A 25,706-nucleotide genomic window follows, 5' to 3' on the forward strand; every position below is an offset into this window, starting at 1 on the left:
CACCAGCCTTAGGCGTCTTCGCAAGCCGGGTCCAGACGGATCGCTGCGCTAAACTGCCAGACCGCGCAGCATCAGCTGTCCGGCCAGAACAGCAACGATCAGCCCCGCCCCCAACTGGGCTATGGCCATGACCCGCGCAGTCTGCGGGCTGCCAGCTAACTGCGCCAGCGCACTTTCGCGCAAGCCAACGGCTGCGACGGCGACGATGACGGTAATACTGGCCGTGCCAAGACCCATAACGAAGGTGCCGACAATCCCCGCCCAATCAAGCCCCAGCCGCCACGTCAGAATCAACAAAAAGATGGCACCGGTGCAGGGGCGGATCGCAATCGCCCCAATGACAGACAAGGCTTCGCGCCAGCCCGCCACCGCTTCAGCCTGCGCCAATGTCGGCCCGTGGGCATGACCGCAAGTGCTGCAATGGCCGCCCGCATGATCGTGCGCGGGTTGTGTGCGCCATGCCTTGATACCGCGCCACATGAGCCAAAGGCCAATCAGCCCGATCAATGCATAACTCAAAGGGGCCATGATTTGATTCGCCGTGCCAGCCACCTGCTGCCGTGTCCAACCGAGCACCAGCACTGCTGCATAAACGAAAACGACAGCCGTCAGCGCCTGTGCAAGGGATGACCCCAGTGCCAGAAGGCTTAACCGTTTCAGCGGAACACGGGCACCAACGCCGTAGCCGCCAATGATCAGCTTGCCGTGACCCGGTCCCGCCGCGTGAACGAACCCGTAGGCAAAACACAGGCCCCACAGACTTGCCAGTGCACCGGGTTCATTGGCCCGCAGCGCCCGCAATGCGCCCGCCATCGCATTCTGCGCAACGCGCTGCATGTCAGCCGCCCAGCGCGACACAACGTCAGCACCGCCAAGGCCCCAAAGCCACAGCGCCAGCACAGTTAGAACGGCAAGAAACATCAGACCGGTCAGCCGCATGTCACACTGACCTTGTCGGCAAATTCGCTGCCGACCTCGGGAAACGGTTCGTCAGGCCCGACATCCTCGGGGGCAAGTCCATCCAGCAGATCAGCGACCAGCGCGCGGGCCGCATCCAGATCAGCGGGAAATACGGCAACGTCACAATCAGTGCGGCCGATGATCTGCACGGGCTGCGTCAGGTCATAGGCAATATAGTAAAATGGATCAAAGGCTTGCAGCGTGATATTCGGGTCATTCAATTGGGGCAGCGGGCGCACATGGGTTTCGCGCACAATACCCGCTTCATAAGACATTGTGTGATCCGTCTTGTCTCCGAGGGGTACAAGTTCACCGTTCTGGCGCACTTCCAGATCACCAGCGAACCCCTCTGGCCACGCAGTCACAGCCGCATCAAGGACAGCTTCTTCTTCAGCGGAAAGCGCAAGATCGCCGTCCAGATCAATGCCCAGATCGGACGTTAGTAAGAGCGAAAAGAAATCATCATAAATCCACTCGACCTGCACGCCAACGGGGATATCTCCTTCATACAGGATGGTCAGCGCGGTCTCGACAAACAAATGCGGATGCGCCAGACCTGTAGCCGGCGTCATAATGCCCGCAGCCAAGAAGATATGTCTGATTCCCCGCATTGGATGGAAAATAGACACAGTGGGCCCGGTTTCAATCGAATACGCAGCCCGAAAGGTGTCCCTTGCCAGATTTTGCCACGCTCATCACCGATGCCCGCAAATTCCACAGCACGCTTGCCAAAAACAACAACCGTGAATGGTGGGGCGCGCACAAGGATACATACGACACACAGCTGAAGGCACCGGCACTGTCATTGATCGAACGGCTCACACCAGAGATTGCCGACCTTAGCGGTCTTCCCGTCACAGGAAAGCTGTTCCGCGCGCATCGGGACGTGCGTTTTTCCAAAGACAAGACACCTTTCAACACCCATCTGCACATGATCTGGATGGCCAAGACAGAAGGACTGCAGGACGTGGCCTTTTTCTTTGGCATCGGTCAAGACTATGTCAGCGCCGGGGGCGGCATCATGTCCTTTGAAAAACCCACCTTGGAAAACTGGCGGCTGTTTGTGGATCAGGATCAGAAACGCATCCTCAAGATCGTCGAGCGATTGAAGGCGGATCAGTTCACGTTGCGTGAACCGGCGCTCAAACGTGTGCCATCAGGTTACGACAAGGATCACCCTGCGGGCGATCTGTTGCGCATGAAAGGATGCGTTGCCAGCAGAGAATTGGGGCAGACCGCGACGGTCGAAACCGATGTTCTGGCCGCCTTTGCAGCACTTTGGCCGCTGAACAACCTGCTGATCCAGATCGTAGAAGCCTAGCGCGACATTGCGCGCAGCCGCGCGACCGCCGCCCGCAAAAGAGCGCGGGAATAAACATGATGAAAGCCCAGCAAGGCCCTGAACACGCGGCCCAAGTCCGCACCTTCATACGGCGGCACGACAGCGGACCCGAAATAGACCTGCGTGCCATCCACCATGAACCAAGACCGCGTCCGTCCGCTGAGATCGCACAACAAGACCTGCCCTTCAGCCCGCTCTTCTACATCCCAAGCGGCGAACCTGTCAGATTCGCCCAAGGCCAGCGGCATGACATCGAAATCGCGCGCCGGACGTCCCAACACTACCCGCAGCAGTGCCTTTTCCGGTGCAAAGACCCATGTCGCGTAGAACGCACACAGGTAGGTGCCAAGTTCGACCGGCCTTCCGATGTCGGCAACATAGCAATCGGTGAAACAATCGGCGCGATCGGCATAGCGTCGCAATAGGGCATGATCCGGCAAAGAAGCCGCCGCAATCATGCGCCAGTGCTTTTGAACTTGTCCATCAGATATGGACCGGACCGTACTGGCGCATAGCTATCGGACCCATCCAACGGCACGATTTCGGCGTCCCAGTCGGGTTGATGGAAGAAAGCAAGCGATTGACGCGCGGGCTGATGCGGCTTGGCAACCACACGGTGCAGGGTGCTGACCCAGCGGTCCGCCGTCCATCGGGCCATCAGATCACCGATATTGATCACAAAGGCATCTGCGGGTGCCGGAACAGCAACCCAATCGCCGTTCGGGGCACGCGCTTCTAGTCCCTGACTACCCGGCTGCGGCAAGAGGATCGTCAGCGATCCATAATCGGTATGGGCGCCGGCGCGCTGCTGATTGTCCAGCGGCACACCTTGGGTCGGCGGATAGTGCAGTGCCCGCAAAGCAGATATCGGCTCTCCGATATATGGCGCAAAGAAATCCGGAGCTTTGCCAAGGGCGACCGCAAATACACGCATCACGCGCGTAGCCAGATCCTCCATCGCGGCGTAATAGGCCTCCCACGCAGGCCGAAAGCCCGGAAGGTCAGGCCAAAGCGTCGGCTGGTAACAGAAAGCAAGCGCATCTGCCGACGCATTCGCAGGGACACGTAAAGGGCCGCCATTGAAGCTTTCCTTCAAATCCGGCGGTGTCTCCTCGCCCTGCGATGCAGCCAGCGCTTCCATCTGGGGGCCGATATAGCCGTAAGGGTACCCGGGATACGGCGCGCGCACCTGCTCTTTCGCGGCGGCGTCTTGGGCGAAAAATGCTGTCACGGCTGCCTGCATATCTGCAATCACCTGTTGCGGCACACCATGACCTTGCAGGATCAGAAAGCCCGTCTCGCGGCAGATCCGGTCCACTGCGGTTGCGTCTGTTGAATCTGCCTCGAATGCGGCAAGATCAAAACGCTCAAACATCGCCAAGGACCTCGCGCCAGGAATGCTTCGGGGCAAAGCCCATCAAGTGTTTGGCCTTGTCGTTGGCATAGAACGTCTCGTCTGGCCGCATCTCGCGTTTGACAGGGACGCCCTGATAGAATTGCGCAATAACTTCGTCGCTGGTGATATTGACGGACATATCGTCATTGGCGACGTTAAAAACCTCGTAACCCAAGCCATCCGTTTTCAGACAGCAATCGACCATATGACCTAGATCGCGCGCGTCGATATAGGCAAAAATATTGCGGCGACGGCTGGCGGGGTTTTTCATGAAGGCAGGGAAATTCTCTTCGTATTCATGCGGTTCAATGACGTTGTTGATACGCAACGCATAGATGTCCGCACCCGATCGCGCCTGAAACGACCGCCCCGTGACCTCATTGCAGACCTTGGACATGGCATAACTGTCATGAGGAACGGTCGGGTGATCCTCATCAATAGGAACATAAGCTGGCTTCAACTCGCCATCGGCAAAACACACGCCGTAGGTGGTCTCTGAACTGGCAAAGACGATCTTGGGAATCCCCAGCTTCGTCGCGGCCTCGATGACGTTGTAGGTGGACAGGGTGTTCTGGCGAAAACACTCACCGTCCGACCCAATCATGACGCGGGGAATGGCGGCAAAATGCACGACAGCATCATAGGTCGGCACGCCAGTCCCTGCATCAAGCTCGTGAAAATCGGCGAACTGCGACATCGCACCGATGACCTGTCCGGAGTCGCAAAGGTCGATCAGCAGCTCGCTGCAATCCAGACCCGATGGCACCTGATCCGCGTTGATGACCGTATGCCCCTGCTCCTGAAGATGGCGGATCGCATGTTGTCCCGCTTTCCCGCTGCCGCCTGTGAAAAATACGCGCATCATGTCCTCCCGATTTGCAAAGACCAGCCTAGCGTCATGAACATGGGCGACAAGTCGTTTATACGTGCTAGCTTTCAACCATTGATTGAAGGAGAGACACATGCGCCATGCCATGACCGCAGCGACCATCGCCCTTGCCAGCACCGCAAGCGCTGAAAACCGGATTGATACGATCCGGCCCGATGCGCCAGCACTGGCGGCCTTTGGTGACAACCCCATCGGCGTGCGCACGATGACCTTTACCAATCCCGACCAGATCGACGTGGCCCGGACCGAGGCTATAGGCGATATTCCCACCTATGACCGGACCCTGACGGTCGAAGTCTGGTATCCGGCTTCGGCAGGCACGACACCGGGCGGGACCTACACAGCGTTTCTGCGCGATGGCACAACGACCGCAACACTGACCGGCAGCGCTGCGCGTGACGCGGCACCTGCAGATGCGCGCTATCCTCTTGTGATCATCTCGCATGGGTATCCCGGCAACCGGTTCCTGTTGTCGCACCTTGGTGAAAACCTCGCTTCCAAGGGTTACGTCGTTGCATCCATCGACCATGCAGACAGCATCTATTCCGATCTCGGGGCCTTTGGTTCGACCCTTGTGAACCGGCCTTGGGACCAGCGGTTTGTCATCGATAGCCTCGAAGCACTGGATGACGAGCTTGGCGCAGTTATCGACGCCGAAAACAGCGCCGTGATTGGCTATTCGATGGGCGGCTATGGCGCACTGATCTATGCTGGCGCTGGCGTAACCGAAATCAGCACAACCTACGAATGGGGGGCACCGCAGGGCCTCTTGGAACGCAATCTTGCGGGATCGAACAGCCATGCAAGCCTTGTGGACGATAGGGTCAAGGCGATCGTCGCCTTCGGACCCTGGGGCATGAATACTGGGTTCTGGGATGCGAACGGACTGGCCGGGGTCGAAAAGCCGGTTCTGATGATTGCAGGCAGCATCGACGACGTGTCGGTCTATGACAACATGCGCGACATTTTCACCGGCCTGACGAACACGACCCGCCACCTTCTGACGTTCAATGATGCAAACCACAACGCAGGCGCGCCGATGCCGGCACCGGCCGAAAGCTATTTCTACTCCGAAGCACTCGGGTTTTCACCGTTTGAACATTACGCGGATGCAGTGTGGGACAACGTGCGCATGAATAATATCTCTGTGCATTTCATCACCGCTTACCTCGACATGCATCTGAAGGGTGCGGATACGGGCAGCTACTTTGAACTGACCGAAAATGCGCGTGACGGGGTCTGGGCGGTGGATGATGCAGGGGTTCCGACCGATGGGCACACGTATTGGGAAGGTTTCCCGAACCGCACCGCTGCGGGTTTGCGGTTTGAAACGCTGGAAAACGCACGCTGAAACGAAAAACGGCACCCAACCGGGTGCCGCTTCGATTTACAAATGCGCTAGTCTCAAGCGGCTTTGCGACGACGCTTCATCGCGCCAAGACCACCGAGCCCCATGAGAAGAAGCAGGGCAGACGCTGGCAATGGAACAGCCGTCACGTCGATGCGACCGACGTAGAACTCGGACCCATTATTCGCGAATGACACCTGGTTGGGAGCAAACAAGCTGTTCGCGTTGATATTGAGGTAATCGGCAGCAGTCAGAACACCGCCTGCGACATTGATATTCAGTCCGTTGATCTCAACTGCCCCATTCAGCAACTTGTGGGTTCCGTTGTAAAACACCAGATCCATTACCGACACAGCCTGATCAAACACAATCACCACAGACTCGCCCATGGTGACGTTGTCGTCACCGGCATCAGTGCCTGTACCACCAGCTGTCGAACATCCGCTTGCATCTTGTGGCGTTACAGTGTGACAAACACCCAAACCTGCAGGTCCGCTGCCGTCTGTTTTGTCAAAAAACGCTTCAGCGTAATTGCCGCTGGTATAGCCCGCGGTCATGTCGCTGATCGTAATTCCATCGACTGTGAACAGCGACGAATTGAATGCGTTCAGCGTGTCGAATTCTGCTTCATGACGCGAGTTGCCGGAATCTGCCAACCCATCGTATGCGTTCGCGATCGAAACAAAATCAAACGTTGCTGCTGTGGAGGTCGTTGCTGTGGCTGCAAGCGCAATCGCGCCCGCCATCATTGTCTTTATTAACATATTACTATTCCCCTTAATACTTTGTTAACTTATCAGCCGGCATGGGTCCGCGTCTATGGGACAGGCCCCCAATCATCGGTGAAAATCACAGTATTTGAGCAGAAATCGGGGTTATTGTTTCGCTTCTGGCGACAATCGACGAGTTTGAACAGCGTCGTGCCAGCCGACTTCCCGCTTCCGATTCGGGAAGTGCCCTGCCATAATGCGCAAAACCAAAGAAAAGAGCAGCACGCATGGCCGACCTTCTGACATCCGCAGAGTCCCCGAAGAAATCGTCAACCTATGATGCGTCCTCGATCCAGGTCCTCAAGGACATGGAACATGTGCGGTTGCGCCCCGGCATGTACATCGGCGGCAAGGACGAACGGGCGCTGCACCACATGGTCGCAGAAATCGTGGACAACTCCATGGACGAAGCGGTCGCGGGCCACGCCACATGGATTGAAATCGAACTGCACGAAAACGGGCATGTAACCGTGCGCGACAACGGACGCGGGATTCCCACGGACCCGCACCCGAACGAACCGGACAAATCCGCGCTCGAAATCATTTTCTGCACGCTGAACGCAGGTGGCAAGTTCTCGGGCGACTCTTACGAAACATCCGGCGGTCTCCACGGGGTCGGCTCCTCGGTTGTAAATGCCCTGTCGGATCATCTGCGGGTCGAGGTGGCACGCAACAAGGAACTCTACATGATGGAGTTTTCGCGCGGCGAACCAAAGGCCCCGCTTGCCAAGATCGGCGCGGCCCCCAACCGGCGCGGCACGTCCGTCACCTTCCACCCTGACCCGGAGATTTTCGGCGGGCTGACACTGAAACCCAAGCGGCTTTTCCAGATGGCCCGTTCCAAGGCCTATCTTTTCTCGGGCGTCGAAATTCGCTGGAAAACCGCGATCGAAGACGGCGACACGCCACCCGAGGCGACATTCAAATTCCCGGGCGGTCTATCGGATTACCTGAATGAAACGCTGAACGGGTCGACCACCTATGCCGATGCGCCTTTCGCAGGCACCGTCGATTTCAAAGAGAAATTCAACGTCCCCGGCAAGGTTGAATGGGCGATCAACTGGACCCCTACGCGCGACGGATTCATTCAATCCTACTGTAACACGGTGCCCACCCCCGAAGGCGGCACCCATGAAATCGGGTTCTGGAACGCGGTGCTGAAGGGCATCAAGGCCTACGGCGAACTGACCAACAACAAGAAGGCCGCGACAATCACGCGCGAAGACCTGACAACCGGCGGCTGCGCCCTTGTGTCCTGTTTCATCCGTGAACCGGAATTCGTCGGACAGACAAAGGACCGGCTGGCCACGACAGAAGCGCAACGCATGGTTGATCTTGCGGTGCGCGACCACTTTGACAACTGGCTTGCTGCGGACACAAAATCTGCCGGTGCGATCCTCGATTTCCTGATCCTGCGCGCCGAAGAACGGATGCGCCGCAAGCAGGAAAAGGAAACCGCCCGCAAATCGGCGACAAAGAAACTGCGGCTGCCCGGCAAGCTGACGGACTGCACGTCAAAAGATCGTGCGGGCACCGAACTTTTCATCGTCGAAGGGGACTCTGCCGGCGGGTCCGGCAAAGGCGCGCGCAACCGCGAGAATCAAGCATTGCTACCGCTCAAGGGCAAGATCCTGAACGTTCTTGGGGCTGCGTCGAACAAGCTGACGACGAACCAGGAAATCCGCGATCTGTGCGAAGCACTTGGCGTCGGGCTTGGCAGCAAGTTCAACGTCGAAGACCTGCGCTATGACAAGATCATCATCATGACAGACGCCGACGTGGACGGGGCGCATATCGCCTCGCTCCTCATGACGTTCTTCTTTACCCAAATGCGCCCCCTGATCGATCAAGGGCACCTCTACCTCGCCTGCCCGCCGCTGTACCGGCTGACGCAAGGGGCCAAGCGCGTCTACGTCGCTGACGATCGCGAGAAAGAGGCCGTGCTGGCCAAGGGCCTTGGCGGCAAGGGCAAGATCGACGTGCAACGCTTCAAGGGTCTGGGCGAGATGGACGCCAAGGATCTGAAGGAAACCACGATGGACCCCAAAACCCGCAAACTGATCCGGGTCACAGTCGGCGACGAATTCCCCGGCGAAACCGGCGATCTGGTCGAGCGATTGATGGGGAAAAAGCCCGAACTGCGGTTTCAGTACATTCAGGAAAACGCACAGTTTGTTGAAGAACTGGATGTTTGACCCTCAGATAGGCCCCAGCCGGGGTTAAAACACGGTCGCATGGCTTCATCGGGCCGTGCCCGTCCATCCCGGCGCGCACTCACGCCCGGGCGGTCGTCACTCCACCTGAAACGTCTCCAGATAAGCCACCAGATCGGCCACCGGCACAGTTGTCAGGATCGGTTGTCCGGCGGGGGTGCGCATGACGTAGGACTCGCCTTCGAAATACCAGCCATAGATCGGCATGTCGCTTCCGTGGCTCACCAGCGGATCGCGCCCGTCGATGCGTGACAACACCCGCACGATGGGAAAGACGCCATCATTGCTTTTGGACAGCTGCGTCAGATCGGCAGGTTGCACCAGAAGATTGCCCACCATCGGACCATCGCCCTGCCCCGCAACACCATGGCAGGTGATGCAACTGCGTTCGTAAATCAACTGCCCCGCAGCAGCATCCTGTGCCGCAGTCATCTGCGGCAGGCACAAAAGTCCGGCGAGAAGTAAGGCACGCATGGGTCAACTCCCTCGATGGTTCCTCACAAGTCTAGGAGGTGCGGACAAAAGGTTCATTGACGCAGATCAACCGGTATCCAAGGTCAGCACTGTCCACGATGCGCATGGCAGTTTCCCCGCCCCGACAAACGGGTTAACGTGACGATAATGAAGACCAAACACCCAGGGAGACTTTCATGACAATTCGCACAACGCTTTCCACCCTCGCGCTCCTCGCGGCCGCAAACAGCGCAGCCGCCGCCTGTGAAGAGGTGACGTTCTCCGACGTCGGCTGGACCGACATCACGGCGACAACCGCAGCAACCACCGTCGTTCTCGACGCACTGGGCTACGAGACCGACATCAAGGTGCTGTCCGTTCCCGTCACCTATACATCCATGGCCGCCGGTGACATCGACGTGTTTCTTGGCAACTGGATGCCCACCATGGAAGGCGATATCGCCTCTTATCGTGATGCTGGCACCGTCGACACAGTGCGCGCGAACCTTGAAGGCGCGAAATACACACTGGCTGTGAACAAGGCCGCGATGGATCTCGGTATCGCCGATTTTTCCGATATCGCTACGCATGCGGATGCGCTTGAAAACAAGATCTACGGCATCGAACCCGGCAACGACGGCAACCGCTTGATCCAGTCGATGATTGACGACGATGCTTTCGGTCTGGGCGGTTTCGAAGTTGCGGAAAGCTCTGAACAGGGGATGCTTGCTCAGGTGGACCGCGCGACGCGACGCGAAGAACCAATCGTTTTCCTCGGTTGGGAACCGCACCCGATGAATGCCAATTTTGAAATGGGCTACCTGACGGGCGGCGATGATTTCTTCGGACCCGATCTGGGGGGTGCGACCGTCTTTACAAACACGCGGGCGGGATATGTGGCCGAATGCGAAAACGTCGGCAAACTGCTGACAAACCTCGAATTCTCACTGGCCATGGAAAACGAAATCATGGGCGCGATCCTGAACGACGGGGCCGATCCAGCGGATGCAGCCAGCGCATGGCTCAAGGCGAACCCTGCCGTTCTGGACGGATGGCTTGACGGTGTGACAACACAGGATGGCGGCGACGCCATGGGTGCCGTGAAGGCCGCGCTTGGCCTCTAGGCTGCTGACAACAACATGACCGGCGCGCTGCCCTGACACGGGGCAGCGCGCATTTTTCAAGGGGCGGTTCAATGGCATGGTATGACGAAACAAAGATCCCGGTCGGCAAAGCTGCCGCTGCTGTGTTCGAATGGCTCCAGACCACATTCCAAGGTTTTTTCGACGGGCTGTCAGACAGTATGGAATTTATGATCGATGCGATCCTCTGGGTGCTGCAAACACCGCATCCTCTGATCATCATCGCCATATTTGTCGCGATTACGTGGGCACTGCAGCGCAGTATCCTGACCTGCGTCTTCGTGCTCTTGGGTTTTCTCTTCATCATGAACCAAGGCTATTGGGAAGAAACAACCGAAAGCCTCACGCTCGTTCTCAGCGCCTGTCTCGTCTGCATGTCGATCGGCGTACCCATCGGCATTGCCATGGCGCACCGCCCCCGCCTCTTTCGGCTTATCCGGCCCGTGCTTGACCTGATGCAGACCTTGCCCACATTTGTTTACCTGATCCCCGCGATCGTCTTCTTCGGGATCGGGCTTGTACCCGGCCTGATCGCCACGGTGATCTTCGTCCTGCCCGCTCCGATCCGGCTGACGCAACTTGGGGTCGCCTCGACCCCGAAACCATTGCTTGAAGCCGCGCAGGCCTTCGGGGCCACAGGATGGCAGACGCTCTACAAAGTGGAACTGCCCTATGCGCTCCCGCAAATCATGGCCGGTCTGAACCAGACGATCATGCTTTCCTTGTCGATGGTCGTCATCGCCGCACTCGTCGGGGCAGACGGTCTTGGCGTACCAGTGCTGCGCGCCCTCAATCAGGTGAACACCTCACTGGGGTTCGAGTCGGGCTTTGTCATCGTCGTGCTTGCGATCATGCTTGATCGCATCTTGCGGGTCGAGCGTTAGACGATGGCGGCTGTCATCTTCGATAACGTCTCCATTGTCTTCGGGGACAAACCTGCAAGCGCGCTGCCGTACATGGACGATGGCGAAGACCGGGCCAGCGTCAAAGAAAAGACTGGTCAGGTGCTCGGTGTGCATGATTGTGCGCTGGAGGTCGCAGAGGGCGAAATACTGGTTCTGATGGGCCTTTCCGGGTCAGGAAAATCAACGCTTTTGCGGGCCGTAAACGGGCTGAACCCTGTGGTGCGCGGCTCAGTGCTGGTGAACAACGGCGACACTATGGTGAACATCACCGAGGCCGCGCCATCCGTCCTGCGCAAGATGCGGCAGAACCATATCGCGATGGTGTTCCAGCAGTTCGGACTTCTGCCATGGCGGACGGTACGCGACAACGTCGGGCTGGGTCTGGAATTGTCGGGAATGGCACCTGCGGAACGTGCCACTCGCGTAGACGAACAGCTTGCCATGGTACAGCTGTCAGACTGGGCAGATCGTAAAGTGGACGAATTGTCAGGCGGGATGCAACAGCGTGTCGGTCTGGCCCGCGCCTTTGTGACACAAGCGCCAATTCTGCTGATGGACGAACCGTTTTCCGCACTTGATCCCCTCATCCGCACACGGTTGCAGGATGAACTGCTTGACTTGCAGTCCAAACTCAAACGCACGATCATCTTTGTCAGCCACGATCTTGATGAGGCTTTCAAGATCGGCAACCGCATCGCCATCATGGAAGGCGGACGGATCGTGCAATGCGGCACGCCGCAAGAGATCTATTCAAATCCTGCAAATGGGTATGTCGCGGATTTCGTGGCCCACATGAACCCGCTTGGCGTTCTGTGCGCGCGTGATGTGGCAGAACCGCTGAACAGTTCGCCGGACGTGATCGTCGCGCCCGATACGGATATCCGCGACGTGATGGAACAGATCGGCGACGGCGACTCCATCGTTGGTGTCTCTGAAAACGGCAAACTGATCGGGCAGATCACAAAGGACAGGATACTCGCCAAATTGTTGGATCCGCGCAGCTAGACGCCTCTATTCGCGCGCGCCAAGAAGCATATCCCAGCCAACACGCAAATCCTTCAATCGAAACGAATGCCCCCCCTCAAAGCGGCAATAGGACAGGGTCTTGCCCTCGTCATTCGCGGACATTTCGCAAAGCACACCATCGACCTCATCCGCCGTCGCTGGACCAAACTGACCAAAGTCGCGATACATCTCTAGCGCTGCCATGACGTCGCCCTGTCGTCCATCACCAATCGCGCGGCCCGACAGTGGGACGGTCTTGTCGCTTGTGCCGTGGATGTGGACCACATTCGCGACAGGTCCGGCGCAAGTCTGCGGCACAGGATCCCAAAAGGTGCCCGACATGGGAATGTAGCCTGCAAACAGGTCCGATCTGTAACAGGCCAGGTTCCAGACCAGCATGCCGCCCGCCGAAAAACCTGTCGCAACCGTGCGGTCGCGGTTCAACCCGAACCGGGTCTCGACATCGGCAAGCACGTCAGTGACATAGTCGAACTCAACCTCACCGGTCGCATTGCGGTTGCGCGGGCGACCGGGCAGTTGCCAAGACCCGTTGACGCCTTCAAGACCGACAAGCGCAACGCCCATTTCGTCGGCCAACCGTCTAAGCGCACCATTGCGCATCACACCTGCCGCCGATCCGCGATACCCGTGGGCAAAGACCAGCGCACCATTGGCCGCCTTGTCGACACCGGAAATGCGATAGATCCGATCGCCAACCACGCAGTCAGTCTGGTCGCTACAAGCCGCAACCGGTCCGGCCAGCAGCGAAAGACTAAGCAGGAGCCAGCGCATCATTGCAAACGCAAGCCACTGATGGCGGCGCGGATGACGCTCGATGTGTCATCACTGTCACCCGATACGGCAAGACCGACAAGCGCGCCTGGCTGGCCACCAAAGGCATTCGTATAGTCGCGTGCCAGATTGACGTTCTCGCTGTGGCTGCCGGTGCCGGCCTGTCGCAGCGCGACAGTTACACCTTGTCCCGGAAGATAGGGCGACTGGATGAACTGCCCCTGCCCGTGGTTGCCGCCCCATGTATAGATCAGCGTGCGTACGTCGGACCGGCCAAGAAGCTGGCGAATGCCCGCGCCTTCAAGACCCTCTGCCGCGCTCTCTGGCAGAAACACGAAATACAGCGCAATATTGCGGTCGTCCCCGCCCTTCTGCGCAAGGCTCGTGGCGGGCACGGATTGCTCGACCGCCCATGTCCACGCGGCACCGGTGGCAGCCCATTCGCTGCGTGGCAAACGGGTCCACGCAATCGACACGGACCCGTTGGAGACCATCGAAAGCTGATTACCGAAGCTGTAGTCATTGGACGAGAAAAGCGACAGCCTCTGTTCCGCCCAACCCGATGCAAAACTGACCGGCCCTGCGATTGCCGGATGAGCGAGAACGGCGGCCAAAACGGCGGCGGTGGTAACAAGGCGCATGTGTGATCTCCTGCTGTTTGAATGTGGTCTAGCAGGGGTTGCACGAATACGTGCCAGCAAATTGGCCTGCTCACGCGCTTGTTAGATCGACAACGGCTGTGCGTGATCTAATATCTCCGTATGCGATTTCTGGTTTTGCTCCTTTTTCTTGCTGGTCCGTTACAGGCGCAACAGCGCGAGGCAGGGTTAGAACTTGTCCTCCTCGCCGATGGCTCTGGGTCCATTGACGCCGAAGAACTGGTGTTCCAGCGGCAAGGCTACGCCGCCGCGATTACAAACCCCGAAGTGCTGACCGCAATCCAGACATCACTTTACGGAAGTATCGCCGTCACTTACGTGGAATGGGCGACAAATACGGCAGTGGTGGTGGACTGGACGATCATCGACAGCCCTCAAACTGCACAGGCTTTCGCGGATGCGCTGATCGGACCACCGCGGCAGGTCTATGGCCGGAATGCCATTGGTGGCGCGCTGCTCGAAGGGCTTCGGCTGATCGAAGAGAACGACATCACCTCTCCTCGTCAGGTCATCGATTTTTCAGGCGACAGCATTGGCAATTCATCCGGCCCGCCCATCGCGCTGGCCCGTGAAGAGGTGCTGGCCGCCGGAATCACAATCAACGCGCTGCCGATCCTGCGCCCCGAAGACGGTCGCCGCGCAGGTGCCAACCTTGAAGAAGAATACGCCAACCGCATCATCGGCGGCCCCGGTGCGTTCATGGTAACGGCTGAAAGCCGCGACAGCTTTGCCGCGACGGTGCAACGCAAGCTCGTGCTTGAAATCGCGGGAATCCTGCCGGAACACGACCTCGCCTCGCGCTAGTTCTGAATGCTTTCCAGATAATCCGTGAGGGCAAGCAGCTTTTCAGGTACCGGCGTGCCAATCCCGTCTTCTTCGACAATGACCAGCTCGCCCAGATCGCCAGCGCCGAATTCGGGCATCGCACCGCTAAAGTGGGGATCACGCTGCAGTCCGTCGATGATGCTCATCACTTCCGTGCGCGGAAATACTCCACCGTTGTCCTGCGACAGCGTCGTCAGATCAGGGGGTTCGACAAACAGATTGCGTCCGAAAGAACCCGATCCCTTGGCATCGGTGCCATGACAAGCGGCACATTTATCAAGATATTCCTTACGACCATCAACATTGCCGGGCGCGTCGATACAAGCCGTCAGCGCTACCAGCCCGCACAGAAGAAATGCGTTTTTCATCAGTCTGCTCCCGTTTCCTTTTGACGCTAGAATAGCCGCAGACGCGTGGCCAGCCTTGATCCACATCATGCGCCCGCGCCGTCGGCGAAAACAGGCCTGCCTGCCATCAGGCGGCAGCCAGTCCCGTTACAAGCGTCCACAGTGCCTCCGGAACCGCCACGCGGTCCATCGGCTGACGGCCCGCACCGGGAATGCGCGCTCCGTCCTGCGCCGCAACGGCCTCAGCCACCCGTTCAAACCGTGCTGCGAAATCCGCGCCATATGTGCCGGGGTCCATGAGGATATAGAACTGCCCCAGATCATGGGGTTTGCCATCAGGCAGTTTCAGTCCGCTGACATCCAGCGAATTGACCGAACCCGTCATGCCTGCCGCCAGCAACTCGGCCATCAGACCAAAACCCCAACCTTTGTATCCGCCTGCACTGACAAGCGCGCCTTTCAGCGCGGATTCTGGGTCGGTCGTGGGGTGGCCATTGGAATCAACGGCCCAGCCCAAGGGAATAGGCTCGCCGGCCGCCTTCGCCATGGTGATTTTGCCAAGCGCAACAGCAGAGGTCGAAAAATCAAAATGCATCGCCAGTTTACCATCGCCTGGCACGGACATCGCGATGGGATTCGTACCGATGACTGCAGCATTCCCGTTCGGCGGTGCCACGACGGGTGACGCGTTCGTAAACCCGATGCCGATCAGCCCTGCATCCGCGATCTGCTCCGTGAAATATCCAAGTGACGTGCAGGTGTGTGCATGCGCCACAGCAAGGGTTGCAACACCATTCTCGCGTGCGGCGTCCAGCGCCTCTGGCAAGGCGGCGGCAAAGGCGGGTTGCGCAAAGCCGAATGCGGCATCAGCCAGCACCGCGCCCGGTCTTGGGCGGCTAACCTCGGGTGTCACTGTGCCATTGACGCGACCCGACCGCAGTTGTGTGCAATAGCTTTCAAGGTAATAGAGACCGCAAATCACATTACCAAAGGCTTCGGCACGCGCGACGGCACGGGCGACCGCCTGTGCCTGCATCTCGCCCGCACCATGCGCAACCAAGGCACGGTGGGATATGTCTTCGATCTCTGCGGTTGTGACTGTTGGCATCAGCTATTCCCCATGTGTCAGCTTGCCTGCCGTCAGATGCACAGTGCGGTCCATACGGGCAGCCAGTTCAAGGTTATGCGTCGCAATAACGGCGGCTAGTCCGGTGCCGCGCACAAGATCCATCAGCGCTCCAAAGACCCGATCAGAGGTGCCGGGATCAAGGTTGCCCGTCGGTTCATCAGCCAAAAGCAGTGTGGGACGATTAGCCAGCGCACGGCAAAATGCAACACGCTGCTGTTCACCACCTGACAGGGCAGCAGGGCGATGGTCGGCCCGCTCTGCCACGCCGACATTGCCAAGCAATTCCAGCGCGCGGGCTTCTGCCTCTTTTTGCGCGATGCCGTTTGCCAGCTGCGGCAAAACGATGTTTTCAAGGGCGGTAAATTCCGGCAGCAAATGGTGGAACTGATAGATGAACCCAACACCATCGCGGCGCATCGCCGTGCGGCGGCTATCGGATTTGCCGGTCATGTCATCGCCGTTGATCGTGACGGTGCCGCTATCGGGCGTGTCCAGCAGACCGGCGATATGCAGCAAGGTGGATTTCCCGGCACCGGACGGGGCGACAAGGGCAACAATTTCGCCCTTTTCCACCGTCAGATCGACGCCTTGTAAAACGTTGACCTCGTTCGGCTTGCCGTGGTTGTAGGCCTTCGTGATGCCCGTCAGTTGCAAGGTTGGATTACTCATAACGCAGCGCCTCGACCGGGTTCATGCGGGCCGCACGACGCGCCGGAAAGATCGTGATGATCCAGGACAAGCCTAGCGACAGTGCTACAGACTTCAGCACATCAACGCCCTTTAACTCGGCAGGCAATTCATAGATGCCACGGATCGACGGATCCCAGACGCCCCCGCCAGATACGTAATTAATAAAGGAAAAGATCGCGTCGATATTCACAACGAACAGGACGCCAAAGATCACGCCAAAGATCGTGCCAAGTGTTCCGATACCCGCACCGCAGATAAAGAAGACACGCAAGATCGACCCTTCGGTCAAACCCATGGTGCGCAGAATGCCAACATCTTTGCCCTTGTTCTTCACCAGCATGATCAGGCCGGAAATGATGTTCATCGACGCGATAAGGACGAGGATGGACATGATGACAAACATCACGTTGTCCTCGATGGCCAGCGCGCGCAGAAAGGCCCCAGCACTGTCGCGCCAGGTCCACAGCAAAGCGCCCTCGCCCACCGCATCAAGCAGCGACGGGATAAAAGCTTCGATGTCGTCGGGATCAGTGACCATGACCTCGATCTCGTCCGCGACGAAATCCTTGTTGAAGAAGAACTGTGCATCCTCAATCGGCAGATAGGCGCGCGTGCGATCGATGTCGTAACGCCCGGCAGTAAAGATATAGACGACTTCATAGGCATTGGTACGTGGGGTGCGGCCCATGGCGGTCGACGCGCCTTGCGGTGATATGACACGGATCGTGTCCCCGATCGTCACGCCCAGATCACGGGCTGCAACGGATCCCAACGCGATCCCCTCTTGGAATTTTTCAATCTGGCCCATGCTCTCGCGCGGGGCGGCGATGCGCGGTATGCCTTGCAAGTCCTCATAGGAAATGCCGTAAATTTCGATGCCCGCATTCTGGTTGCCGAAATTCGCCATGACCTGCTGTTTGACCAGCGGCGCAGCCCGGGTCACGCCCGGAATGGCTTCTATCTGGTCGGCCAATTCATCGTAATCGGAAATGCGGCGGGTCACCTGCCCCGTCTGTTCGATGACGGACTGTTTATAAACCGTCACATGGGCATTGGCACCCAGGATCGTATCAACAAATTCCGCACGAAAACCCGAACGCACGGCCAATGTCACGATCAGGGCAAAGACCGCCAGCGTGATTCCGATCAGGGAAATCCACGTCATGACGCTGACGCCGCCTTCGGCGCGTTTCGCGCGAATATAGCGCCACGCGATCATCCATTCGAATTTCGCGAAAGGTCTGGTGTTTGCCATATCGGGCCTTCTTGACTGCTTGGCGCGCAACCTGTGGGCTGGGCGGGGGAAGGTCAATCAATAATGGTTGCCCTCAGCCATCCAAGGCGTCAAATCGCGTCCCTTGGCAGCCGCTTTGCTCTCGACCGCCCACAGCAGTCCGCGACGGATCATTTCATGCGCCGGACCCGTCGCGATGACCTCTGGCTGGTGGCCAAGCGCATTGTAATAGACGCGACCCAATCCCCAAGCACGGGTCCAGACGTAAGGCATCTCCACGGCCCCGTTAGGACTGTGATACCATGTGACTGGGTCTGTACGGGTCGTGGCCAGAACGGTATTTGCCGGGTCGACATGCAAATAGTATTGTTCTGTCTCCACATCGAAATCGTCGATACCCGCAACCAGCGGATCATCCGATACGATGTTGATCCGGTGTTTCACACCGTCCCCACCCGGATGGGCGACCCAGTTCGCGCCGGTCATGAATTGCCACAACGTATTGTTGCGAAACGCGTCGCACATACCGCCATGACACCCGGCAAGGCCAGTGCCGCGGGCAACAACCTCAGCCACGTGCCGGCCGATTTCGCGGCTCAGCGTGCCATCGGTCCAGATCGGCACCAGCAGATCATACCGCCCAAGGTCAGGATCATCGAAACTCTCGCAACTGTCCGAAACATCGACAGACACACCCGCTCCGGTCAGGATGTCCTCAAAGATCGTGGCAACCGTCTGGGGCGCATGCCCGTCCCAGCCGCCCCAGACGATCAAAGCGCGCTTCATCGGGTCGCCCCCATCAAACGCGGCCTTGGATCATCTTGCACCGCAGTCAGGGTCGGGCGTACCAATGCAGGCTCGCGGCGTTGCGGCATGGGTTGGGGTGCGCTGCGTTTCAGACCGCGCAGCGGCATCACCAGCAAAGACAATAGACCAAAGGCCGACAGCCAGCCGATAACGCCGCCCAGCCCGGCAGCGACCATACCCGCAAGCGATAACGGCAGTGCCGGCGCAAATTCGCCCCATGTCGCGGTAAAGGTTGGGCCATCGCTATAACGCAAAGGCATCGCCAGCCGCTCAAGCGGAGTCGCATTGCGCAAAACGACCAGCGCATCTGACAGCGCGGCATGGCGGGCGAATGTGCGGCGCATATCACCTTGGCGGGATTCCAGAAACGGCGTTCCCACCATCTGCAACAACGCCTCTTCCCGACCCAATCCGGCCTCAAGCGCCGAGGCGTCGAAATCAAGAACGACGCTGGTCAGCGCATCGACCTGACCGGCCAAGCGCTGCTGATATTGCTGTGTAAATTCAGGAGCTTGCGAAAAAACACATGCCCCGCACAGCCCCGCCACAAGGGCGATGATCCTGATCATACTGCTCTGCCTCGTCTTTATTGTTGGAACGGTTTTAGCAGGGTTCACAGATTCGGGCAAAGCATCACAAATCTAATTGCAGTCTCTTATGCGCAAGCTATCGATTACGGGTTGGACCAAAGATGCCATCGTTGGCGCATCATCTGGTAAATAATAGACTTCAACAAAAGCGTTGATTAACCTACCATCACACGTAGTCAACTCTCGCCAATAATGGTGTATCTGTGTCGGGATTTTTACATCCTTACTAAAGCGAAACTCATAAACGACACCGAACCAATCGTCCCCTCCTTGGGTGGAAAGAATAGTGGTTTGGTCATTGGCCAAAAGGCGCATATGCAAGTCCATCGCAGCATCAAAGGAAATCGTTAGCGGACCCGCAGCAGACATCCTGATACCAGCCGAAGGCAACTGGCTATTTCCAAAGTATGCAGTCCGTTCGTCCGAGCCAAACCTCTTAAGTTCAAAGCCAGCAGGGATATCGGCAGCAACACCGTATTCTTCAAGGATATGTGCGTACTGCGCCCAAAGTGGGCTAGCAGCGGTTATCAAAAGGCAAAGAAGCGCACGCATTAAATGTGTTCATTATATATTTCCACAACCTTCGCCACCGCATCCGCAGGTGCGAGTTCCTCACTCTCCCCAGTCCGGCGCGAGGTCAGCTCAACAACCCCGTTCTTCAAGCCACGCGGCCCGACGGTGATCCGCCATGGCAGGCCAATCATATCCATCGTGCCAAACTTGGCACCGGCCCGTTCGTCGCGATCATCATATAGCGGGTCCAGACCAGCGGCGATGAACTCCGCATACAAATCCTCACAGGCTGCATCAGCGGCCTCATCACCCGAGCGCATGTTCAGAATGCCCACATGGAACGGCGTCACGCCTTCAGGCCAGATAATGCCCTTGTCATCGTGCGAGGCTTCAATGATCGCGCCCACCAGACGCGACACACCGATCCCGTGGGATCCCATGTGCACATTCACCTTTTCGCCGCCGGGGATGTCCACGGCCGCATTCAGCGCGTCAGAATACTTGGTGCCAAAATAGAAGATCTGGCCGACTTCAATACCGCGTGCGGTCTTGCGGCGCTCCTCTGGGACCTCGTTGAACAACGCGGCGTCATGGGTTTCGTCGGTGCGGGCATAGCGGGTCGTAAATTCCTCCATGATCGCAGCACAGGCAGCCTTATCATCAAAATCAATTTCGCGGTCACCAAAGGTCAGATCGGTAACAGCGCTGTCATAAAAGACTTCACTCTCGCCGGTTTCGGCCAGCACAAGGAATTCATGGGTATCATCACCGCCGATAGGTCCTGAATCCGCGCGCATCGGGATGGCTTTCAACCCCATGCGCTCGTAGGTACGCAGATAGGTGACCAGATGGCGGTTATAGGCGTGTAGCGCGTCTTCCTTTGTCAAATCAAAGTTATAACCGTCTTTCATATAGAATTCGCGACCACGCATGACGCCGAAACGGGGGCGAACCTCGTCACGGAACTTCCACTGGATCTGGTACAGCGTCAGCGGCAGGTCTTTGTAGGATGTGACATGGGCGCGAAAGATATCCGTGACCAGTTCTTCAGCGGTGGGGGTGAACAGCATCTCGCGGCCGCCGCGATCCTTGATGCGCAGCATTTCTTCACCGTAGGCATCATAGCGTCCGCTTTCCTTCCACAGATCAGCAGATTGAATCGTGGGCATCAGCATGGCGTGATGACCGGCCTTCGCCTGCTCCTCGTGCACGATATTCTCGATCTTCTTCAAGACCTTGAAACCCAGCGGCAACCACGAATAGATCCCCGCGCTCGCTTGCTTGATCATGCCGGCCTGCAACATGTAGCGGTGGCTGACGATCTGCGCCTCGCGAGGCGTTTCTTTCAGAACGGGCAGGAAATAGCGGGAAAGGCGCATCACAAAAGACCTGTGGTTGTTGTCGCGATGAGTCCTAGGGGAAAGGGGATGCCATCACAAGCGCGGTCAGTGGATTGGCGGCGCGGCAGACGTTGCGGCAAATCAAGACCTCTACCACCCACCACGGCTTGGAGCGCCGCCGGAAACGTTAACAATAAGTTACTGAAATATATACATAAATGTTTCGCATGCGAAACAAATGCGACCTGCCGCTTGCATCCACTGCGACACTCCCGCACATATCAGTAAAGCAAATACGGGTGAGGCATGGGACTTTCCGTTCAACAACAGGCAAAATACTGGGGCGTCGCGATTGCGGTATTCGTACTGGCGCTTTGGTTTCTCGGGGATGTGATTCTGCCCTTCGTTCTGGGCGGGGCGATTGCCTATTGCCTTGATCCGATCGCCGACCGGCTTGAAAAACTGGGGTGCAGCCGTGTGCTATCGGTGGCAATCATTACATTGGTTGCCGCGCTGTTTTTCCTGCTGCTGGTGCTGCTCGTGATCCCGACACTTGTGCGGGAAACCACGGGTCTTGTGCAACAGATCCCGACGCTGATCGACAAACTGCAAGCCACGCTGTCCGAACGGTTTCCCAGCCTGGAAGATCAAAGCAGCACAATCCGCCAGCAGCTCGACAAGCTCGCGGGGCTCGTGCAGGAACGTGGCGGCGAATTGGTGAACACGCTCTTTTCAGGGGCGCTCGGCATCCTGAACGTGCTGGTTTTGATCGTTATCGTGCCGGTTGTGGCGTTCTATCTGCTGCTGGACTGGGACAACATGGTCGCCAAGATCGACGAACTTCTGCCCCGTGATCACGTCGATACGATCCGGCGGCTGGGGCGGGAAATGGACAACACGCTTGCGTCTTTCATTCGCGGGCAAGGCACGGTCTGTGTCGTGCTTGGCGTCTACTATGCGATCGCGCTGACCATCGCCGGTCTGAACTTCGGGCTGGTCATCGGTTTCGTCGCGGGACTGATTTCTTTTATCCCCTATGTCGGCGCGCTTGTCGGCGGGGTTCTGGCCGTCGGGCTGGCATTGTTTCAATGGTGGGGCGGCATTCCACTTGACGATGGTGGCACGGCGACAAACTGGGTGCGCATCGGGATCGTGGCTGCTGTCTTCATGTTGGGCCAATTCCTTGAAGGTAACATCCTGACGCCCAAACTGGTTGGCAATTCTGTCGGTCTGCATCCGGTCTGGCTGCTTTTTGCACTATCGGTCTTCGGTTCGCTGTTCGGGTTCGTCGGAATGCTGGTCGCTGTGCCGGTTGCCGCTTTGCTTGGCGTACTTGCGCGTTTCGGGCTGGAACAGTATCGCGACAGCAGGCTGTATCAGGGCCAGAGCGGAAACGATTAAATGCCGGAACAACTTGTTTTTGACTGGCCGCGCGACACCGCGCTGCGGCCTGAAGACTTCTTCGTATCGGACGCGAACCGTGTTGCCGCACAGCTGATCGCGGCCCCACAAGACTGGCCTGATGGAAAGCTGGTGCTGACCGGCCCAGAATCCAGCGGCAAAAGCCACCTCGCCCGCGTCTTTCAGGTTACCAGCGACGCGATGATCGTCGCCGCAGCAGACCTGCCAGAAGGATTGCGGCCCAACGGTCCACTCGCGGTCGAGGACTTGTCCGGCCTGCCGCCTGACCGCGAAGAAGCGATGTTCCACCTGCACAACCACATGGCGGGGGCTGGCCTACCGCTGCTAATGACCGACCGCCTGCCCCCTGCGCGCTGGAATATCGCACTGCCCGATCTGGCCAGCCGGATGCAGGCAACCACGCCCGTGAATATCGAAGACCCAGACGACATGCTGCTGCAAGTGCTTATCATGAAGCTTTTTGCAGACCGGCAGGTCATCCCTCCACCATCGGTCGTGCAATTCCTGTCGACGCGCATCGAACGGTCCTACGTCGCCGTGGGCGACATCGTGGCCCGGCTCGACCACGCATCACTGGTGCGCAAGAAACCCGCTTCGATCAAATTGGCCAGCACGCTGCTGGACAAAGGGGATGCAGAGGGCGCATAATTTGTCATGAAACTGCAATGGTTTGCAGTGATGAAAGCCCGATGATGCAAGCTGATTTTCTGGACGGGGCCATGCCGGACCCCATCGACCTCGATCTTGATTTCGCGACCCCTGCCCGCTTCGTGAACCGCGAAATGTCGTGGCTCGGATTTAACTGGCGCGTGCTGGAAGAGGCCGAGAACCCGCGCGTGCCATTGCTGGAACGCCTGCGGTTCCTGTCGATTTCGGCAACGAACCTTGATGAGTTCTTCACCGTGCGGGTCGCAGGCCTGCGCGAACTTGTTCATGAAGGCAACAACGCTCCCAGCATCGACGGACGCACGCCAACCGAACAACTGCTGGTCATCAACGAAGATGCGCGCGCGCTGATGGTACGTCAACAGACCGTGCTGGAAACGCTGCGCGCCGAAATGTCAGATGCAGGAATCAAAATTCTGCAGGGCAGTGATCTTGAACCGGGTGACACCGCCTATCTGGACAGCGTATTTCTGGACAATGTCTTTCCGGTCCTGTCTCCCCTCGCGATTGACCCGGCCCACCCGTTCCCGTTCCTGCCCAACGAAGGTTTCGCGCTTGCCCTGCAGCTTGAGCGGCTGAAAGACAAAAAACCGCTTTTCGCGCTGTTGCCCGTTCCCGCACAGATCGACCGTTTCGTGCGCCTGCCCGGCGACGATTGCGTACGTTTCCTTCCGCTCGAAGAACTGCTGCTGCTGTTTGTCGGGCGGCTTTATCCAGGCCACAAAATGAAAGGTTCGTGCGCATTCAAACTGCTGCGCGACAGCGATCTGGAACTGGAAGACGAAGCCGAAGACCTTGTGCGTGAATTTGAAACGGCGCTGAAACGCCGCCGCCGTGGCGAGGTCGTGCGACTCAAAATTTCCAGCGATGCGCCCACACCGCTGAAACGTCTGGTCATGGATGAACTGCGGGTCGGTGACGATGCCGTCGTCGAAGTGTCCGGCCTGATCGGCATTGCCGACCTTGGCGAACTGGTACTGGACGATCGGCCTGACCTGCTTTGGCCTGCCTTTACGCCGCGTATTCCCGAACGGGTGCAGGATCACGACGGCGATATGTTCGCGGCGATCCAGCAAAAGGACATGCTGCTGCATCACCCGTACGAAACCTTCGACATGGTGATCCGCTTTCTGCAACAGGCCGCCCGCGACCCCGATGTTGTGGCGATCAAACAGACGCTTTACCGCACATCCAAACGCTCGCCGATCGTAGAGGCGCTTTGCGAAGCGGCCGAAGACGGCAAATCCGTCACCGCGCTAGTCGAATTGAAAGCGCGTTTTGACGAAGCCGCGAACATCCGGCAATCACGGCGGCTGGAAAGGTCCGGCGCGCATGTGGTGTATGGATTCCTGAACTACAAGACGCACGCCAAGATCAGCACCGTGGTGCGCCGCGAAGGCGAAAAACTGGTGACCTATACCCATTTCGGCACGGGGAACTACCATCCGATTACAGCGCGCATCTACACTGATCTGTCCCTGTTCACATGCGACAGCAAACTGGGGCGGGACGCGACAAAGGTGTTCAACTACCTGTCCGGCTATGCCCAGCCTGACGCCCTTGAAAACCTGTCCATCGCGCCGCTTGATCTGAAATCGACGCTGCTTGAGCTTATCGCGGCCGAGGTCGCCCATGCCAAAGCGGGCAAACCAGCGACGATCTGGGCCAAAATGAACAGCCTGATCGAAGAAGACGTGATCGACGCACTTTATGCGGCGTCGCAGGCAGGCGTAAAAATCAGCCTCGTCGTGCGCGGCATCTGCGGCTTGCGTCCCGGGGTCAAAGGGCTGTCGGAAAACATCCGCGTCAAATCCATCGTCGGACGCTTTCTTGAACATTCGCGTATTGTCTGCTTCGGGAATGGACACGACCTGCCGTCAAAAAAGGCGCGGGTCTACATCAGTTCGGCCGACTGGATGGGCCGTAACCTGAATCGGCGCGTTGAAACATTGGTTGAAATCACAAACAACACGGTAAAGGCACAGATCGTCAGCCAGATTATGGCGGCCAACCTGCACGACGTTGCACAAAGCTGGGTCATGTCAGGCGATGGCGCATTCACCCGTGCACCGATTCCCGAAGACACGTTCGCCTTCAATTGCCATCGCTTCTTTATGGAAAACCCGTCCTTGTCAGGTCGTGGATCGGCGGGCGCATCGGATGTGCCGCGGTTGACACATACAGACGATTAAGTTGAGTTGGGTGTGGGGACGCACCTGGGAGAATTCATCGTGGAAGACGGCATTGATTGGGGTCCCTTCGGTCGCCC

General features: G+C 58.1%; 27 protein-coding genes. 10 read left to right on the forward strand and 17 right to left on the reverse strand.

The window, feature by feature from the left end; all coding sequences use genetic code 11:
• Window positions 1-48: 48 nt before the first annotated feature.
• Together BMY44_RS08665 and BMY44_RS08670 are read right to left on the reverse strand one after the other, a co-directional pair.
• Window positions 49-939 carry a nickel/cobalt transporter gene (locus BMY44_RS08665; protein WP_089992836.1) on the reverse strand — a complete coding sequence of 297 codons (891 nt, stop codon included), beginning with the start codon at window positions 937-939 and terminating at the stop codon, window positions 49-51.
• A complete protein-coding gene (locus tag BMY44_RS08670; RefSeq protein WP_242650507.1) occupies window positions 930-1,532 on the reverse strand; it encodes a DUF1007 family protein in 603 nt (200 codons plus the stop codon). The genes BMY44_RS08665 and BMY44_RS08670 overlap by 10 nt, the downstream gene beginning before the upstream one ends.
• Before the next feature lie 101 nt (window positions 1,533-1,633).
• On the opposite strand from BMY44_RS08670, the gene BMY44_RS08675 reads away from it, so the two are divergent.
• A complete protein-coding gene (locus BMY44_RS08675) occupies window positions 1,634-2,281 on the forward strand; it encodes a DUF2461 domain-containing protein (protein WP_089992840.1) in 648 nt (215 codons plus the stop codon).
• Here the strand turns inward: BMY44_RS08675 and BMY44_RS08680 are convergent.
• The 3 genes from BMY44_RS08680 to BMY44_RS08690 are packed head-to-tail and all read right to left on the reverse strand — an operon-like array spanning window position 2,278 to window position 4,560.
• Window positions 2,278-2,760: a hypothetical protein gene (locus BMY44_RS08680; RefSeq protein WP_089992842.1), complete on the reverse strand. Its 483-nt coding sequence runs from the start codon at window positions 2,758-2,760 to the stop codon at window positions 2,278-2,280. The genes BMY44_RS08675 and BMY44_RS08680 overlap by 4 nt on opposite strands.
• On the reverse strand, window positions 2,757-3,677 hold the full coding sequence (locus BMY44_RS08685) for an isopenicillin N synthase family dioxygenase (RefSeq protein ID WP_089992844.1): 921 nt from the start codon (window positions 3,675-3,677) through the stop codon (window positions 2,757-2,759). The genes BMY44_RS08680 and BMY44_RS08685 overlap by 4 nt, the downstream gene beginning before the upstream one ends.
• Window positions 3,670-4,560 carry an NAD-dependent epimerase/dehydratase family protein gene (locus tag BMY44_RS08690; RefSeq protein ID WP_089994713.1) on the reverse strand — a complete coding sequence of 297 codons (891 nt, stop codon included), beginning with the start codon at window positions 4,558-4,560 and terminating at the stop codon, window positions 3,670-3,672. Before BMY44_RS08690 ends, BMY44_RS08685 begins: the two co-directional genes overlap by 8 nt.
• Before the next feature lie 100 nt (window positions 4,561-4,660).
• Here BMY44_RS08690 and BMY44_RS08695 point away from each other — a divergent pair, with 100 nt between their 5' ends.
• Window positions 4,661-5,938, forward strand: a complete 1,278-nt coding sequence (locus BMY44_RS08695; RefSeq protein ID WP_089992847.1) for an alpha/beta hydrolase family protein — start codon at window positions 4,661-4,663, stop codon at window positions 5,936-5,938.
• A 53-nt stretch (window positions 5,939-5,991) separates the two neighbouring features.
• Here BMY44_RS08695 and BMY44_RS08700 read toward each other — a convergent pair whose 3' ends face one another.
• Window positions 5,992-6,699: a VPLPA-CTERM sorting domain-containing protein gene (locus BMY44_RS08700; protein ID WP_089992850.1), complete on the reverse strand. Its 708-nt coding sequence runs from the start codon at window positions 6,697-6,699 to the stop codon at window positions 5,992-5,994.
• A gap of 233 nt (window positions 6,700-6,932) precedes the next feature.
• Here BMY44_RS08700 and parE point away from each other — a divergent pair, with 233 nt between their 5' ends.
• On the forward strand, window positions 6,933-8,900 hold the full coding sequence (parE, locus tag BMY44_RS08705; protein WP_089992852.1) for a DNA topoisomerase IV subunit B: 1,968 nt from the start codon (window positions 6,933-6,935) through the stop codon (window positions 8,898-8,900).
• A gap of 96 nt (window positions 8,901-8,996) precedes the next feature.
• Here parE and BMY44_RS08710 read toward each other — a convergent pair whose 3' ends face one another.
• On the reverse strand, window positions 8,997-9,392 hold the full coding sequence (locus BMY44_RS08710) for a c-type cytochrome (RefSeq protein WP_089992856.1): 396 nt from the start codon (window positions 9,390-9,392) through the stop codon (window positions 8,997-8,999).
• A gap of 176 nt (window positions 9,393-9,568) precedes the next feature.
• Here BMY44_RS08710 and BMY44_RS08715 point away from each other — a divergent pair, with 176 nt between their 5' ends.
• From BMY44_RS08715 to choV, 3 genes are all read left to right on the forward strand, one after another.
• The gene (locus BMY44_RS08715; RefSeq protein ID WP_089992859.1) at window positions 9,569-10,495 is read left to right on the forward strand and encodes a choline ABC transporter substrate-binding protein; all 927 of its coding nucleotides are present in this window, start codon (window positions 9,569-9,571) and stop codon (window positions 10,493-10,495) included.
• A 71-nt stretch (window positions 10,496-10,566) separates the two neighbouring features.
• Window positions 10,567-11,397 (forward strand): choline ABC transporter permease subunit, encoded by an 831-nt coding sequence (gene choW / locus BMY44_RS08720; protein WP_089992861.1) that lies wholly within the window; start codon window positions 10,567-10,569, stop codon window positions 11,395-11,397.
• A 3-nt stretch (window positions 11,398-11,400) separates the two neighbouring features.
• Window positions 11,401-12,423 carry a choline ABC transporter ATP-binding protein gene (gene choV, locus BMY44_RS08725; RefSeq protein ID WP_089992864.1) on the forward strand — a complete coding sequence of 341 codons (1,023 nt, stop codon included), beginning with the start codon at window positions 11,401-11,403 and terminating at the stop codon, window positions 12,421-12,423.
• 6 nt (window positions 12,424-12,429) lie between these two features.
• Here choV and BMY44_RS08730 read toward each other — a convergent pair whose 3' ends face one another.
• Complete coding sequence (locus BMY44_RS08730; RefSeq protein WP_089992866.1) at window positions 12,430-13,218, reverse strand: CE1 family esterase; 789 nt, start codon at window positions 13,216-13,218, stop codon at window positions 12,430-12,432.
• Window positions 13,215-13,856, reverse strand: a complete 642-nt coding sequence (locus tag BMY44_RS08735) for a DUF3047 domain-containing protein (RefSeq protein ID WP_089992869.1) — start codon at window positions 13,854-13,856, stop codon at window positions 13,215-13,217. The genes BMY44_RS08730 and BMY44_RS08735 overlap by 4 nt, the downstream gene beginning before the upstream one ends.
• A 120-nt stretch (window positions 13,857-13,976) precedes the next feature.
• Here BMY44_RS08735 and BMY44_RS08740 point away from each other — a divergent pair, with 120 nt between their 5' ends.
• Window positions 13,977-14,678, forward strand: a complete 702-nt coding sequence (locus tag BMY44_RS08740; protein ID WP_089992872.1) for a DUF1194 domain-containing protein — start codon at window positions 13,977-13,979, stop codon at window positions 14,676-14,678.
• On the opposite strand, the gene BMY44_RS08745 is transcribed toward BMY44_RS08740, so the two are convergent.
• The 8 genes from BMY44_RS08745 to proS form a co-directional block, all read right to left on the reverse strand.
• Complete coding sequence (locus BMY44_RS08745) at window positions 14,675-15,067, reverse strand: c-type cytochrome (RefSeq protein WP_089992875.1); 393 nt, start codon at window positions 15,065-15,067, stop codon at window positions 14,675-14,677. The genes BMY44_RS08740 and BMY44_RS08745 overlap by 4 nt on opposite strands.
• A gap of 106 nt (window positions 15,068-15,173) precedes the next feature.
• On the reverse strand, window positions 15,174-16,154 hold the full coding sequence (locus BMY44_RS08750; protein ID WP_089992878.1) for an Ldh family oxidoreductase: 981 nt from the start codon (window positions 16,152-16,154) through the stop codon (window positions 15,174-15,176).
• 3 nt (window positions 16,155-16,157) lie between these two features.
• A complete protein-coding gene (locus BMY44_RS08755; protein ID WP_089992881.1) occupies window positions 16,158-16,844 on the reverse strand; it encodes an ABC transporter ATP-binding protein in 687 nt (228 codons plus the stop codon).
• Window positions 16,837-18,120, reverse strand: a complete 1,284-nt coding sequence (locus BMY44_RS08760; RefSeq protein ID WP_089992884.1) for a lipoprotein-releasing ABC transporter permease subunit — start codon at window positions 18,118-18,120, stop codon at window positions 16,837-16,839. Before BMY44_RS08760 ends, BMY44_RS08755 begins: the two co-directional genes overlap by 8 nt.
• Window positions 18,121-18,177: 57 nt before the next feature.
• Window positions 18,178-18,885 (reverse strand): ThuA domain-containing protein, encoded by a 708-nt coding sequence (locus tag BMY44_RS08765; RefSeq protein WP_089992886.1) that lies wholly within the window; start codon window positions 18,883-18,885, stop codon window positions 18,178-18,180.
• Window positions 18,882-19,475 (reverse strand): DUF2937 family protein, encoded by a 594-nt coding sequence (locus BMY44_RS08770; protein ID WP_089992889.1) that lies wholly within the window; start codon window positions 19,473-19,475, stop codon window positions 18,882-18,884. The genes BMY44_RS08765 and BMY44_RS08770 overlap by 4 nt, the downstream gene beginning before the upstream one ends.
• A 72-nt stretch (window positions 19,476-19,547) precedes the next feature.
• On the reverse strand, window positions 19,548-20,048 hold the full coding sequence (locus BMY44_RS08775) for a hypothetical protein (RefSeq protein WP_089992892.1): 501 nt from the start codon (window positions 20,046-20,048) through the stop codon (window positions 19,548-19,550).
• On the reverse strand, window positions 20,048-21,388 hold the full coding sequence (gene proS, locus BMY44_RS08780) for a proline--tRNA ligase (protein ID WP_089992896.1): 1,341 nt from the start codon (window positions 21,386-21,388) through the stop codon (window positions 20,048-20,050). Before proS ends, BMY44_RS08775 begins: the two co-directional genes overlap by 1 nt.
• Window positions 21,389-21,655: 267 nt before the next feature.
• Between proS and BMY44_RS08785 the strand changes: the two genes are divergently transcribed.
• Genes BMY44_RS08785 through BMY44_RS08795 form a run of 3 tightly spaced genes read left to right on the forward strand, consistent with a single transcriptional unit; the run spans window position 21,656 to window position 25,629 of the window.
• The gene (locus BMY44_RS08785; RefSeq protein ID WP_089992899.1) at window positions 21,656-22,750 is read left to right on the forward strand and encodes an AI-2E family transporter; all 1,095 of its coding nucleotides are present in this window, start codon (window positions 21,656-21,658) and stop codon (window positions 22,748-22,750) included.
• Entirely contained in the window at window positions 22,751-23,419 is a 669-nt protein-coding gene (locus BMY44_RS08790; protein WP_089992901.1) for a P-loop NTPase family protein, read from the forward strand. It abuts the gene before it with no gap.
• 41 nt (window positions 23,420-23,460) lie between these two features.
• A complete protein-coding gene (locus BMY44_RS08795) occupies window positions 23,461-25,629 on the forward strand; it encodes an RNA degradosome polyphosphate kinase (RefSeq protein WP_089994716.1) in 2,169 nt (722 codons plus the stop codon).
• The last annotated feature ends 77 nt before the right edge of the window (window positions 25,630-25,706 follow it).

The sequence above is a fragment of the Cognatiyoonia koreensis genome, from assembly GCF_900109295.1.
Classification (GTDB): domain Bacteria; phylum Pseudomonadota; class Alphaproteobacteria; order Rhodobacterales; family Rhodobacteraceae; genus Cognatiyoonia; species Cognatiyoonia koreensis.

Bases quoted from the DNA above. Each gene is read 5' to 3' on its own strand.
- BMY44_RS08665 (WP_089992836.1), bottom strand. From the start codon at position 939: ATGCGGCTGACCGGTCTGATGTTTCTTGCCGTTCTAACTGTGCTGGCG.
- BMY44_RS08670 (WP_242650507.1), bottom strand. From the start codon at position 1,532: ATGACGCCGGCTACAGGTCTGGCGCATCCGCATTTGTTTGTCGAGACC.
- BMY44_RS08680 (WP_089992842.1), bottom strand. From the start codon at position 2,760: ATGATTGCGGCGGCTTCTTTGCCGGATCATGCCCTATTGCGACGCTAT.
- BMY44_RS08685 (WP_089992844.1), bottom strand. From the start codon at position 3,677: ATGTTTGAGCGTTTTGATCTTGCCGCATTCGAGGCAGATTCAACAGAC.
- BMY44_RS08690 (WP_089994713.1), bottom strand. From the start codon at position 4,560: ATGCGCGTATTTTTCACAGGCGGCAGCGGGAAAGCGGGACAACATGCG.
- BMY44_RS08695 (WP_089992847.1), top strand. From the start codon at position 4,661: ATGCGCCATGCCATGACCGCAGCGACCATCGCCCTTGCCAGCACCGCA.
- BMY44_RS08700 (WP_089992850.1), bottom strand. From the start codon at position 6,699: ATGTTAATAAAGACAATGATGGCGGGCGCGATTGCGCTTGCAGCCACA.
- parE (WP_089992852.1), top strand. From the start codon at position 6,933: ATGGCCGACCTTCTGACATCCGCAGAGTCCCCGAAGAAATCGTCAACC.
- BMY44_RS08710 (WP_089992856.1), bottom strand. From the start codon at position 9,392: ATGCGTGCCTTACTTCTCGCCGGACTTTTGTGCCTGCCGCAGATGACT.
- BMY44_RS08715 (WP_089992859.1), top strand. From the start codon at position 9,569: ATGACAATTCGCACAACGCTTTCCACCCTCGCGCTCCTCGCGGCCGCA.
- choW (WP_089992861.1), top strand. From the start codon at position 10,567: ATGGCATGGTATGACGAAACAAAGATCCCGGTCGGCAAAGCTGCCGCT.
- choV (WP_089992864.1), top strand. From the start codon at position 11,401: ATGGCGGCTGTCATCTTCGATAACGTCTCCATTGTCTTCGGGGACAAA.
- BMY44_RS08730 (WP_089992866.1), bottom strand. From the start codon at position 13,218: ATGATGCGCTGGCTCCTGCTTAGTCTTTCGCTGCTGGCCGGACCGGTT.
- BMY44_RS08735 (WP_089992869.1), bottom strand. From the start codon at position 13,856: ATGCGCCTTGTTACCACCGCCGCCGTTTTGGCCGCCGTTCTCGCTCAT.
- BMY44_RS08740 (WP_089992872.1), top strand. From the start codon at position 13,977: ATGCGATTTCTGGTTTTGCTCCTTTTTCTTGCTGGTCCGTTACAGGCG.
- BMY44_RS08745 (WP_089992875.1), bottom strand. From the start codon at position 15,067: ATGAAAAACGCATTTCTTCTGTGCGGGCTGGTAGCGCTGACGGCTTGT.
- BMY44_RS08750 (WP_089992878.1), bottom strand. From the start codon at position 16,154: ATGCCAACAGTCACAACCGCAGAGATCGAAGACATATCCCACCGTGCC.
- BMY44_RS08755 (WP_089992881.1), bottom strand. From the start codon at position 16,844: ATGAGTAATCCAACCTTGCAACTGACGGGCATCACGAAGGCCTACAAC.
- BMY44_RS08760 (WP_089992884.1), bottom strand. From the start codon at position 18,120: ATGGCAAACACCAGACCTTTCGCGAAATTCGAATGGATGATCGCGTGG.
- BMY44_RS08765 (WP_089992886.1), bottom strand. From the start codon at position 18,885: ATGAAGCGCGCTTTGATCGTCTGGGGCGGCTGGGACGGGCATGCGCCC.
- BMY44_RS08770 (WP_089992889.1), bottom strand. From the start codon at position 19,475: ATGATCAGGATCATCGCCCTTGTGGCGGGGCTGTGCGGGGCATGTGTT.
- BMY44_RS08775 (WP_089992892.1), bottom strand. From the start codon at position 20,048: ATGCGTGCGCTTCTTTGCCTTTTGATAACCGCTGCTAGCCCACTTTGG.
- proS (WP_089992896.1), bottom strand. From the start codon at position 21,388: ATGCGCCTTTCCCGCTATTTCCTGCCCGTTCTGAAAGAAACGCCTCGC.
- BMY44_RS08785 (WP_089992899.1), top strand. From the start codon at position 21,656: ATGGGACTTTCCGTTCAACAACAGGCAAAATACTGGGGCGTCGCGATT.
- BMY44_RS08790 (WP_089992901.1), top strand. From the start codon at position 22,751: ATGCCGGAACAACTTGTTTTTGACTGGCCGCGCGACACCGCGCTGCGG.
- BMY44_RS08795 (WP_089994716.1), top strand. From the start codon at position 23,461: ATGATGCAAGCTGATTTTCTGGACGGGGCCATGCCGGACCCCATCGAC.